Source organism: Candidatus Uabimicrobium amorphum, assembly GCF_009002475.1.
Lineage (GTDB): Bacteria > Planctomycetota > Uabimicrobiia > Uabimicrobiales > Uabimicrobiaceae > Uabimicrobium > Uabimicrobium amorphum.
On record NZ_AP019860.1, the window covers coordinates 4,115,506 to 4,128,116 of the forward strand.

Genomic DNA, 12,611 nt, shown 5'->3' on the forward strand with positions numbered 1-12,611 from the left:
TGTAGTTTAACACAGTGTTTTTATTTTTATTAAACGCTGTTGTGTTTGAGCATCAAACTTATACATACAAAAGCGCGCTTCTTATTTTCAGGGAAAAAATATGTTAAATCGAGAGGTTATTGCCATCATTCTTGGAGGGGGAGCTGGAACTCGTTTATTTCCCTTGACAAAGGTTCGTTCAAAGCCGGCTGTGCCCTTAGTCGGAAAATATCGTTTAATCGATATACCCATATCAAACTGTATAAACTCCGGCATTAATAGAATGTTTGTGGCAACACAATTTAATTCGGCAAGTTTAAACCGACACATATCAACAGCTTATCGTTTTGATAGTTATAGCAAAGGTTTTGTGACAATTCTCGCTGCGGAGCAAACACTTTCTTCGAAAGAATGGTTCCAAGGAACGGCAGATGCAGTGCGCCAAAGCCTACACTATATAGATAGTTACTCTCATTCCCAGGTACTCATATTGTCAGGTGACCAATTGTACTCCATGAACTACGCAAAAATGCTACGTCACCACCAAGAAAACAAAGCTGATATCACCATCGCAACTATTCCAGTAGCGGCAAAAGATGCCTCAGGGTTTGGTATTTTAAAAACAGATGATAAATACGTCATCAATGAGTTTCGCGAAAAACCACCACAAGAGGAGCTACAAGGTCTTGAAAGTTATGTAAATGAAGACCTACAAAAAGAAGGGCGCGTATACCTAGCGTCGATGGGGATTTATATATTTAACCGTAAAATTTTACGCGAAGAGCTAGCGAACAAAGACTATACTGACTTTGGAAAAGAAATCATTCCCCATGCAATTAATAACCGCAAGGTAATCAGTTATCCATTCGAAGGTTACTGGAGTGACATAGGAACAATTCGTTCCTTTTATGAAGCAAACTTAGACCTTGCAAAAAGACAACCAGCTTTCGATCTCTATAATCCCGATATGCCAATGTATACCCACGCGCGAATGTTACCTGCATCGAAACTGCAAAGTACCTTCATTCAAGATTCGATTGTTGCGGAAGGATGCATTGTTGTCAATAGCCAAATTTCCAATTCGGTTATCGGAGTACGTTCTTACATAGGCAACAACACCACTGTCAAAAACAGTATCATCATGGGAGCGGATTACTACTCATGGCACGATCGTGCAACACGTGACTTTTTGGTAGGGGCGGATGCACCTGGTATCCATGATGAGACATACATTGAAGCTGCCATCGTCGACAAAAACGTACACATTGGCAAAAAATGTATTATCAAAAATCGCGACAACGTGCAAGAAGGCGAAGGACCAAACTTTTTTATTCGCGATGGAATTGTCATTATACCCAAAAACGCAACAATCCCCGACGGAACGATCATCTAACAAAAAGTAGTCCTTTTGTAAGGACTACTTACGACACATCCCTTTAGTAAAAACTTTTCCCTGAATTATTTTATGAGCAGGACGATTGCGAATAGAAATGGGACGTGCAAACTCCTGGGAACAATTAGGACAATGCATATCCCCCTTCGTATTGTCCTTCACAATGCGATCGAGAAAACACTTTACCAATCCCCCACGCCCACCTTTATGATATTTATACAATAATGTATTGCATTTAGCACAGTGAATCGAAATAGTACGAATCACTTTTCCCATAACTTCCCCTTTATGCGAAATATATAAAGTAATCAACGAAAACTATCGTAACGACCCAATACCATTGGCCTAAGCGTAAATATTTTTTAATAATAAACTTACCTTACGGTGTCATCCCTGACTTGATCAGGGATCCACGTACAGAAGTCGAATTTACAATACTTGTCATCCCGTATCTTTCCAAAAAACAAAGTTTTTTGGGTACGGGATGACAAGTATTGTAAACCTTTTTCGGTTTTACACTGACCGGTATTAACGGTCACGGTCACAGTCACGGTGACGACTACGATTACGGTGACGGCTACGATTTTAGGTGGTCGCCGACAAATTAGAAAATACTATTTTACTCCGTTGAATTTAGTCGATACACTCCCTTAAAGTATATTAGCCCAAAAACACCCAAATTGCCACTCTGCGAAAATATAAACGCTTTTTGGCTTACAAACTACCAGGAAACGCAACCCAACCAGCTTAACAATATTTTACAGGCAAACATAACGAAAAGTGGCATTAGAGTAAAACAGTACCAAAACCAACGAAGAGAAAACCATTATTTTGTGTAGCACATCTATTCTGTCATAGTAGGACTTACAATAGTCACTTTATTTGGCTATTTTGACTATTATTAGGTAACAGTTATGCATATTCAATTTATCGCAACATTCTTTTATAAATTTCCACAAAAAACGTTAAACGTTTTTCGCGATTTACGGTCGGGTGAAGTTTTATTTATTGCGCGTGAATTAGCACATGTTATGGGATATCGTTCTTTGGGAACTCTCTTGCGTAAAAATCCTTTGTTTAGTGCCATACACCACAAAATGCTCATCGGAACGGAAATTCGTGCCTTTAAACGTTATTTACAAAATGTGTGTATTGAGCGCTATACAGTGAGTACAAAGATATTATTTATTACCGAGTCTGGTTTCTATTTATTGATGGCATGTGACAGTAAAAAATATGCTTATTATCCTGGGGAGTGGATTTGTCAAACGGTCATACCGCATGCGAAAAATACAACGCAAAGTTCTTATGTTACGCATTGGAAAAGTGAAACGTTTTGTTGTGAATTTCCTCTTATACAAATGAACAATCGCATCGGCTTTTTCGTACATCCGTTGACCAAACACTTACAAAATTTTCATCATATCGACATGGGCTATGGTCGTTACATTGAGAACATTCACTTACAAAATATCGAATTTTCCATTCGCGACAGTGGGAACTTAATTTTTTACGAAAGTGGTTTGTATCGTTATTTGGTGGGCACAAATCATTCTTTGGGCAAACGCTTTGCTACAGAATATATGCAAAAACTCGTTCCGCAGTTGCGGCATTCTCAGTTGGAGTGGCAAAAAATAACGCAAAATAATAAGCCTCCCCGGGTAAAAGTTTCGCCACCACCAGAGAAATTCTATCATCAAATCGAAGAACAATTTGGCGAATGGCAACAACAATTTCAGCAAAGTGTCATTCGCGACAGTGTTGTCATGAACGCGCGCCTCGATGGCTTTCTTAAATTTTTTCGTGATCTTATTCCTCTTTTAGAGGAACGATTCTCTCATTTACAACATGGGATTGAAGAGATAAAAACAGCGTTGTCTCAAAACTCTGACCCGGTTATTTCTATTGTAAAGTGGAAAAAGCTAGCGCTACAACTTCAAGTATTTCACATAGACAAGCAAACTCCACATACGCTTTTTGTCAAAGCGTTAACCAAATATGTCAAGTCATATGATTATCAGGTATTACGTAGAGTTATCGATCGAAAAACTATGGGTCGCGAAGGTGAAAATTGGATACAGTTGGGTACATATACCTATCATATTTGGTTAAAAAAATAGTAGGTACAAATCGGGAACGGGGTCGAGAACGGGCACGGGTAAACATCTCCGAAAATATGTTTGTTTCAGAACTTGATAGTTTTTCAACGATTGTGTTATGATCGTTTGACTAAGCCATATTGAAAACAAGACAAACTACTTTCGGAGAGTAAATCATGTACTATGAGTGGTATGATTTCATTGGCAATGTCGGAGTTTTTTTAATTCTGACAACCTACTTATTGTTACAGCTAGACAAAATAGATAATAAAACGATGGCGTATAGTCTATTAAACGCTGTTGGTGCCGGTGCTATTTTGCTTTCCCTTGCCTTCAAGTTCAATTTATCCGCTTTTATCATCGAACTATTTTGGTTATTGATTAGCTTAATTGGTGTGATAAAATATTTTCCTAAAAAGGAAAAATAACATTTCCTACTGCAATTTAAACAAAAGCTCGGGAAGTTTTTTGTTGCGCATACTAGCAAAACCAATGCTTTCCTCTACCACTTCAAAACCACATTTTTCCAAAACACGGCGCGAACCAATATTATCTTTCGCAACACGCGCATATATTGGACGCGTTTTGTTGCTCTCGGCTACAAACGTGGCAAGAGCTGTAGAGGCAAAACCTTCCCCCCAATATTCGCGCCCAATCCAATAGCTAGCCATATGTTTATCTGATTTTTCCACGTAACTCAAAACATGACCGACAATTTTTTCCCCGACAACAATCGTCTTCGCCACAATATATTCATCATTGAGCATTTTTTTCCATTGCTCGCGAAAAGGCTTTTCCTCGGTATAATAATTGCCAAATGCCGCCATATGCCTTCCTTCAGGCTGCAATTGCTGCTCAAAAAATATCGATAAATCACTTTCGCAAACGTCGCGAAGAATAAATTTTTTGTCCACAATAATCCTCTTCAATTAACAAACACAGAAATGTATTATTGCGCATCGTTCTCATCACTCTGGTGAAGTTTATACATATGAATAATTGCTTCATCGATGATTTCATCGAAACTTTTTTGCGTGTTATCGTGTAGTTTGTTTAGCTTTTGAAATGCTTCGCTGCTAATCAAAGATTTGTTAATATACGATTTTGATTTTCGGTAGAAATGCTCTACTTGTGGTTCTAAAAAGTCAATAATTTCTTCTACGCTATCGAATAAATGCACATGATCCATATCTTCAGGAGACAGCATATTCTGCTCCACGGGGATCTTGCAAATCCAGTCCATCAAACCCTGCCAAAATTCTTTGCCAAACAGAATAATTGGGCGTTCGTTAATGTGCTCCACTTGCAGTAACTGCCAGGTGTAAAAAAGCTCAAGTAAGGTACCCAATCCCCCTGGAGTGACAATAACCGCTTGGCTAATACGCATAAATTCATCTAAGCGTGAGGAAAAGCGGCGATGAGACTTTTTGATATCTAAGTGTTGATTGCTATCTTGCTCAAATGGCAACTCAATACTCACACCAATGGAACGAATCTGATGTCCACCGAGTTTTGCACCTTTATTTGCCGCTTCCATCAACCCAGGTCCGCCACCCGTAACAACATCCACTCCTTTTTCGGAAAGAGCTTTGGCCAAGTTCGTCACATGCGTATACCAAGGATCGTTTTCACGCGTGCGTGCCGAGCCAAAAATAGCCACACGGTAATAGTTGGTCTCTAACTGTGCGGTATACTCATCAAGGTCTGCCATGACATGATTGAGTTGGTCGATCTGTCCGTTGAGAAACTTTTTTACTTTATTGCGATCTAAATGCATCATGTTGCCTTTCTATGTTTTTGAATTTTAGTTTCGCGTCTGGTATTTTTTGTTGTTATGTAGTTTCATACAACACAATCTAACTCATAAAACCTGAAAAAACGACCACTAAATAAAGAAAAATAAATGGAAGTATCGTTTTGCTGTTTTTTTGCCACTGAGGGTATTCTTGTGGAAATAGCTGCCGCAACTTATATTCTTCCCAACGAGACTGCATAACAGCGGTAACACAAAGCCCCAAGAACAAAATCCCACATACAATATCCATCGCAATCAACAAAAATCCCAAACCAATAATGATATCTCCCAAATACATCGGATGCCGAATCCACGGTAGTAGCCCACCTTTAGTAACGAGTGTTTTTGGCTCTGAGAGACAAGGGCAACTCTTTTTAAAAATAACATTGTGATAAATATTATTACTAGCACCAAAAGCCACCAATGCTTGACCGTATACAGAGAAATGATAAAAACTTTGTGTACAAACAACATAGGCAATCATGCCAAGTTGCAAAACAACTTTTGCGTACCACCATAACGATGCCATATTGCTCCTCTCTTCAAAATTTTGTTATATAAAATTATCCATTTTAACAAAATTTACACATAAAAAAGCATAACATAAATGCTACAATGTTGTTAATTTCACTCATGAAAAATGTAAAAACAAATCCATGATCTGATGGAAAGGCATTAAAATGTTGATCAAAAATGTAGTGATTACTTTGATTTTTTGCAGTATGGCGTTTGCACATGTTGGTGAACACGCCTCTATTCATGATACTGTTCACAACATAAAACAACGCTTACGGCAAAAAATTTTCGATATTAACCGTTTGCAAACGATGAGTGCCACGGAATTGCACTCACATCTAACCCAGGAAGAGCGAAAAATTCTCGGGAGTGAGCACCTCTCCTTTGTTACCAATACAGCCCTTGACGTTTACGTTGCCAAAGATATCCGTTTTCAAGACGGACCTTTTTGGCTACAGGAGAGAAATTTCCAAAAAACATCGTGGACATTTGCAACGAACAACACGACCTACCAAGTATGGAAAAAAACATTTCCTCGCGGTTGGGTAGGTTTAGGTGTCAATTCTCTTTCAGGAGATAACAAACATTACTTTGTCGTTCTTTGTGCAAAAGACAAGAAAACCAACATAAAGTTGGATAAAGTGTATCCCGGGCAACACAACGAAGGAATCGTCCAAATAGGCGAAAGTCCTTATGTCGACTTTCCGGATAAGCTAACGCAAATACCACAAGAATTACAAGGAAAAATGCTCCTACGCACAATGCAAGAGCGCAGCAACGTGGCGAAATTAGCGGGTATTTTCACCGATACCAATTATCCCGCAAGTATACATCCTGATCAAATTGTTCTAACATGGGGAGCTGATCCACGAACGACTCAGTCAGTACAGTGGCGCACCAGTAAAGAAGTAAACAGTGGAATGGTACGTTACCGCGAACAATCTGCAACACAGTGGGAATTTTTACAAGCAAAAACAAAAAAATTAGAAACCCCTGAAACCGTCAATGATCCGGTCATCAATCGTCACTCTGCCCATCTAACAAACCTCAAGCCTGGCACTACATATCAATACTCTGTAGGCAATGGTAACTCTGATAACTGGTCTAAGACTTTTGAATTTACCACCGCACCGCAAAATCCACAATCATTTTCCTTTGTCTACATGGGCGATGCACAAAATGGCCTAGACACATGGGGAAAGCTGCTCGCCAATTCTTTCCAAGCACAACCAAATGCCGCTTTTTTTGTGATGGCCGGAGACTTGGTAAATAAAGGAGCGGAACGTTTCGACTGGGATCATTTTTTTCACAGCGCTGGCGACATTTTTAGTCAACGTCCCATCGTTCCCGCAATTGGTAACCACGAAATGCACGGTGGTTATCCAACGTTATACCGCGAAATGTTCAAACTTCCACGCAATGGCCCAGATACGACCTGGATCGATCCAGAACGCGCCTATTCTTTTGAATACGGAAATGCTTGCTTTATTGTGCTAGACACCAACACTCTCATTGATTTCCAAACAAAGTGGTTAGAAGAACGCCTAAAGAACACTAAAGCCTTGTGGAAATTTGTGATTTATCATCATCCCGCATACTCTCCACGACCGAGTATAAATAATACTTATATAAGCGCTGTCTGGGGACCGATCTTTGATAAATATCATGTTGACGTTGCCCTTCAAGGACACGACCACTCATATATGCGCACCCATCCTCTAAAGAACCATAAAAAAGCACCTACAGCCAACGAAGGAACTATTTATGTTGTTTCGGTTTCTGGAACCAAGTTCTACTCACAGAATCCTTACAAAAATGGTGCGGTTTCTTTCACCAATGTATCGACATACCAACTACTCGATATTCAAATTGAAGGACGCAAATTGATCTACAAAGCCTATGATATCAACGGCGTTCTCAAAGACGAATTTGTCATCGAAAAGTAGTCTTTATATTCGATATTCGTTGATATGCGATGCCCTCTCCAGCGGCTAAGTACCGGCAGGAGGGCATCACATACCAACAACTTCCAACATTTTCGAAAAAATAGGGAGAAAATTTCATGCGAATTTTATGCCTCATCATCACGCTGTTTTTGGGAACCACACTGTACTCGCAAACATTCCTTGATGCCATTGTCAATGGTGATATAGAAAAAGTAAAAAAAATGATTGTCGATGGGGCAGATGTGAACAAAAAAGATTTTATGGAAAGAACCCCCATCACTTACGCTATGGACCACAAAAAAATATTCAAATTGCTTCTAGATGCCGGAGCCGATCCCAATGCTCAAATTGGTGGACAAACGCTACTAATATGCGTAGCTCATGATGGTGACTTAGTGGAAATGTTGATTAAAAAAGGCGTTGATGTGAATAAAACGGACTACCGAGGTTTATCGGCCTTAGAATACGCCAACGATTTTAAAGCCACAGCGCTACTTCTTGATCACAAGACCGTTGGATCAACTTCATTGATGGCCGCAGCACATCGCGGTGATGAAAAGTTGGTAAAAACGCTTATTAAGAACGGGGCCCATGTAAACCACAAAAATAAATCGCACATGACCGCTCTTATGTACGCAGGGCTGCAAGGACATGTGAAGGTAGTAAAAACATTACTCGCCCACCAAGCGAATATCGATGCAAAAAATCGTTACGGAATAACGACAATGCTACAAATTTTAACGAAGGCTTCACTGAACTCTTCAAAAGAAAAGCGCACAAAAAAATTCGAAGATACCGTACTCACCTTGGTAAAAAAAGGTACAGATATCCATGCAAAAGACAGTATGGAAAATAGTGCTTTGATGCTTGCTGCTGAAGCGAAATTTGAAAAGGTCGTAGAAACACTCATTGCGAAAGGTATTGACGTTAATATGAGAGATTCATACGGTGGAACCGTACTCATGGATGCTGTTCGAGATAGTAATAAGAAACTCATTCGTCAGTTACTACAAAATAAGTGCGACCTAGACATCAAAAATGACGATGGACGCACAGCGATTGCCTTTGCCAAAAGCGAAGACATCATAAGTCTTCTCGTGGAACACGGTGCTGACGTAAACGTAAAAAACCGATACGGAGAAAGCCTACTTGTCCAAAATTTGCAAAATCCCGCCATCACAAAACTGTTACTGAGCAAAAAGGCAGATAACTCCACACTTCTCATGCAAGCTTCCTATGAAGGAGACCTAAAAAAGCTAAGTACTTTACTGAGTAAAACAACGAAAATAAATGTCACCAATGATAGTGGAATGACAGCTCTGATGTTTGCTATTTTGGCGAATCATTTATCCGCAGTTCAATTACTAGTCACAAATGGTGCGGATGTAAACACACAAGATCGCGCGGGAAATACGCCTCTTATGTTTACGAAAAGCCAGGAAGTTTGTAAATTTTTAATTGATCATCAAGCAAATGTAAACGCCAAAAGCAAAGATGGAATCACAAGCCTGATGCTTGCCACAAAAAACGATAACTCCGAAGTCGTTACACTACTTTTACAGCACGGAGCAAATGTAAACGATGACGCACAAGGAATGACCGCTCTCTACTCAGTAAAAAGCGTACAAGTAGCGAAACTATTATTTGATCATGGCGCAGACATTACGATCGTTCCCAAAGATCGTCCCAGTGCCTTTTTTCGTATTTCGTTTTTATGTGCATTTGGTGACGTGAGACAATTTAGTCGCCCACAACAAATTCTTGCCTTATTCATTGAAAAAGGAGCAAATATACACGAGTTAAACCGTACGAAAGAAACCCCTTTGATGCTAGCAGCGCAAGCTGGCTTTGACAGTATTGTACAATTGCTTTTGAAAAAAGGTGCCAAGGTAAATGCCAGCAGTTACTACGGAAGTACACCACTTATTTTTGCGGTGAAAGCCGACCATAAACACGTAGTAAAAACATTAATAAAACACGGTGCGGATCCTGCAATGCGCCATAGAGCGGGCTTTTCGGCTTTATCTCTTGCAAAATTAAAAAAAGATAATGAATTAATTGAAATTCTCACAGGAAAAGAAAAATAACGACAACATCAATTGCCCATGATGTAACAAAAAGGTAAATGTATAGATAACTCTTGTCGTGCGTTTGTACTGATTCTTGTGGAAAGTACATTTAAAAAAGTGAGTGTTTTTAAGTGTTGCAGGTGAGAAATTGCCGCATCATCCACCGCAGTATTGGAAACATCTAAATTTAAAATATGCGTTAAACCGCGTAAATGTTTCATTCCCAAAGAAGAAACCTTTGTGCTATTAAGCCCAAGCACCGTCAAGTATTGCAGATGTTGCATTTCCTCCATGGCAAAATCATCAATCGCACTTCCAGGGACATGTAGCACCGATAAATTTTTCATATTGCGTATATGAAACAAGCTCTTATTGGTTATTTGTGTGTTGAGTAGATACAGCGTACGCATTTGCGATAAATTTTGTAAATGCTCAATACCATTGTCACTGATTCTCTTTGACGAAAGATATAAGAAGCGTAGATTTTTTGCGTTATGTAAAAAACGTAAACCTTCATCATCAACCATCGTGCCCCATAGCGCCAATGATTGCAGTTGTGCAATGTTTGCTAAATATTGTACTCCGTTGTTGGTAATTCTCGTTCTTTTTAAAGCAATGGTTTGTAAATTTTTATATGCAGGAAGATACGATAAACCTTTGTCAGTCACTTGGGTCACTTCGATATCTAAATCCGCAATATTCGGCGGAAGATACCGCAAACTTTCATCGGTAATTCGTGTGCTTCCCAAATCTAACGAGTGTAGATTTTCTTGACGGCGTAGCGCATATATTCCGTTATCACCTACCCTATTTCTCCACAGAGACAATGAATACAAATCAAGTTTTTGCAAATGTTTCATCCCCGCGTCACCCACAAGAGTACTCATAATATTTAAATGGCGTAGATTTCGAAATTGAGCCACATACCTCAACCCTTCATCACTTATATTTGTTCCCATCAAATCCAAAGAAGTTAAGGGAAGAGATGTTAAATTGGCTAAGTGTAAATTGCCAACACTAGAAAAACTCAAATTTAGATATTTTAATTTCGACAAATACGCTATTTTCACCAAACCGCTTGCATCTGGTCGCGCATCTTCCAAATCGAGATACGTCAAACCGTGAAAGTCCTGAAGATGCATAACACCGGCATTTGTGATACGCGAACCGCGCAAATCCAAACCTTTTAGAGACCGATTCTCTTTTATGTGCAGGACATCGTCGTCCTTCGCCCTTCTCATCGTTAAAACCTGTAGGTGGGAAAGACTGTTGATGTATTCTGCAAGAGAAGAGTCTATTTTGCAGTAGACGCTCAGGCACTGGTAATTTTTTTTGAATGGTGGTGCATAGCGATAAATTTCACGTCCAAAAACACGACCATTCACCAAGAAAAATTGATTGCGTTGTGTAAAGTGTAACTTTGTTTCACCATTGTAGACATAGTGCGCTTCACCAATAGAGATAATATCTCCACGAACGACACTTACTTGGCAAGGAGTTTGTTGACGTAATCCACCATTGATGCGCACCTCTTCAGGTTTTGCAGAAGTTATTTGTATATCTTGCGCGTACAACAGCACACTCAAAAGTAATATGAATATACATCTCATCTTTTCCCCCATTCCATTATATTTCGGAGTTTGGCAACCAACCTCAAACGTCTGCCCAATTTAAATTGTACAAAATGGATGGGAGATCATCAATCAAATGTTGTTGTGCACTAAGGATTAGGACGCGAGTTACTTCGCCGTATAGTAGTTAAAAGCATATATTTTACAAGCTTCTGTACCTAAGATCACCTGTGCTCCCATGGGAACGTCGCGGGTAATGGTGTACGTTTTGTTTTTCGATTTGTGGATTCTTTTTTCAAACCACACCATCTCACCATTGATTACGATCAAAGCAATTGCTACGCGATTGTTTTTTAGCTTTATGTGTAAGTGAAGTTTTCCATCTTCCAAAATTTGCAATGGATTGTACGCGCGGAAGTGAATTTTTACACCTTTTTTGGTATCATGCCACTCAGAGACTTCTTCTAGAGGTGTTCCAGGAGCATCTTGTGCATTTTCGATTTGTTGTGCTTCAAAAATGTGATGAATACGACTGTCAATTGTTTTGGTAACAAAGTACGATTGTTTTTTCTCACTGTACGCGAGATGAACATCACCACCAAGTGCGCAAACGGAAAAAGACGATTTGCCGTTGATGATTTTGTGCGCCGGAATCAATACTTGGGTGTGGCGTGATGGAAGAAGGACATCAAAATCTCCGCAACCTTCCGCAGTATGTTTGTCTAGGTTTTTATAGTTCACTTGTAAAAGAGTCGCATCCGTCGCAGGAGCCCAGCTGACTAAAAAATTACCATCGCTGCGCATTGCCAATTGATTCAGTGCAACCAAAGCGGGTATCTGCGATGTTCGTGAAAAAAATACTTCTCCTTGCGCATTTTGTGCAACCACTTCGAGAGAGCTACCTTCTTGAAGATGATCTAATTTAGCGGTATACATTTTTTGCTTATCGTGATACTTTAGCTTGATCCCACCAACGGTAATGAGCGCATCTTCCACTTCATGACCATCGTACGCAACATTTGCCCATACAGTTGTACCATCGCTACTGTACGACGCTCCACCTTGGAATAAATATTGGTGATTTTGTTCAGCGATTAAAGAAACGAAAGCAAGTAAACTAACGATAATTATTTGTTTGATAGATTTAGACAACATCGAAATTCTCCTTGGGGTATTGTTTGGTAAAGTAAACTTTTCGGTCTTCACTTTATCTATACGGGGGGAATTTTCGAAAGGGGACAAA

General features: G+C 39.5%; 11 protein-coding genes. 5 read left to right on the top strand and 6 right to left on the bottom strand.

Annotation, left to right across the window (positions count from 1 at the left end; all coding sequences use genetic code 11):
* The first annotated feature begins 100 nt into the window (after positions 1 to 100).
* Positions 101 to 1,372, top strand: coding sequence for a glucose-1-phosphate adenylyltransferase (locus UABAM_RS14835; RefSeq protein ID WP_151968787.1), 1,272 nt, complete (start codon positions 101 to 103; stop codon positions 1,370 to 1,372).
* Positions 1,373 to 1,396: 24 nt separating this feature from the next.
* Here UABAM_RS14835 and UABAM_RS14840 read toward each other — a convergent pair whose 3' ends face one another.
* Positions 1,397 to 1,648 (bottom strand): hypothetical protein, encoded by a 252-nt coding sequence (locus tag UABAM_RS14840; protein ID WP_151968788.1) that lies wholly within the window; start codon positions 1,646 to 1,648, stop codon positions 1,397 to 1,399.
* Positions 1,649 to 2,286: 638 nt separating this feature from the next.
* Here UABAM_RS14840 and UABAM_RS14845 point away from each other — a divergent pair.
* Together UABAM_RS14845 and UABAM_RS14850 are read left to right on the top strand one after the other, a co-directional pair.
* Entirely contained in the window at positions 2,287 to 3,492 is a 1,206-nt protein-coding gene (locus UABAM_RS14845; RefSeq protein ID WP_151968789.1) for a BRO-N domain-containing protein, read from the top strand.
* A gap of 155 nt (positions 3,493 to 3,647) precedes the next feature.
* A complete protein-coding gene (locus tag UABAM_RS14850) occupies positions 3,648 to 3,899 on the top strand; it encodes a CBU_0592 family membrane protein (protein WP_151968790.1) in 252 nt (83 codons plus the stop codon).
* A gap of 6 nt (positions 3,900 to 3,905) precedes the next feature.
* On the opposite strand, the gene UABAM_RS14855 is transcribed toward UABAM_RS14850, so the two are convergent.
* The 3 genes from UABAM_RS14855 to UABAM_RS14865 all read right to left on the bottom strand — a co-directional run bounded on the left by UABAM_RS14855 (position 3,906) and on the right by UABAM_RS14865 (position 5,795).
* Positions 3,906 to 4,385 (bottom strand): GNAT family N-acetyltransferase, encoded by a 480-nt coding sequence (locus UABAM_RS14855; RefSeq protein ID WP_173013331.1) that lies wholly within the window; start codon positions 4,383 to 4,385, stop codon positions 3,906 to 3,908.
* Between the two features lie 35 nt (positions 4,386 to 4,420).
* The gene (locus tag UABAM_RS14860) at positions 4,421 to 5,251 is read right to left on the bottom strand and encodes an LOG family protein (RefSeq protein ID WP_229759405.1); all 831 of its coding nucleotides are present in this window, start codon (positions 5,249 to 5,251) and stop codon (positions 4,421 to 4,423) included.
* Between the two features lie 76 nt (positions 5,252 to 5,327).
* A complete protein-coding gene (locus tag UABAM_RS14865) occupies positions 5,328 to 5,795 on the bottom strand; it encodes a methyltransferase family protein (RefSeq protein WP_151968792.1) in 468 nt (155 codons plus the stop codon).
* Positions 5,796 to 5,946: 151 nt separating this feature from the next.
* On the opposite strand from UABAM_RS14865, the gene UABAM_RS14870 reads away from it, so the two are divergent.
* Together UABAM_RS14870 and UABAM_RS14875 are read left to right on the top strand one after the other, a co-directional pair.
* Positions 5,947 to 7,728 (top strand): purple acid phosphatase family protein, encoded by a 1,782-nt coding sequence (locus tag UABAM_RS14870; protein ID WP_151968793.1) that lies wholly within the window; start codon positions 5,947 to 5,949, stop codon positions 7,726 to 7,728.
* 116 nt (positions 7,729 to 7,844) lie between these two features.
* The gene (locus tag UABAM_RS14875) at positions 7,845 to 9,815 is read left to right on the top strand and encodes an ankyrin repeat domain-containing protein (protein ID WP_151968794.1); all 1,971 of its coding nucleotides are present in this window, start codon (positions 7,845 to 7,847) and stop codon (positions 9,813 to 9,815) included.
* Positions 9,816 to 9,823: 8 nt separating this feature from the next.
* Here UABAM_RS14875 and UABAM_RS14880 read toward each other — a convergent pair whose 3' ends face one another.
* Together UABAM_RS14880 and UABAM_RS14885 are read right to left on the bottom strand one after the other, a co-directional pair.
* A complete protein-coding gene (locus tag UABAM_RS14880) occupies positions 9,824 to 11,407 on the bottom strand; it encodes a leucine-rich repeat domain-containing protein (protein ID WP_173013332.1) in 1,584 nt (527 codons plus the stop codon).
* Positions 11,408 to 11,536: 129 nt separating this feature from the next.
* Positions 11,537 to 12,523: a hypothetical protein gene (locus UABAM_RS14885; RefSeq protein WP_151968796.1), complete on the bottom strand. Its 987-nt coding sequence runs from the start codon at positions 12,521 to 12,523 to the stop codon at positions 11,537 to 11,539.
* Between the last annotated feature and the right edge of the window lie 88 nt (positions 12,524 to 12,611).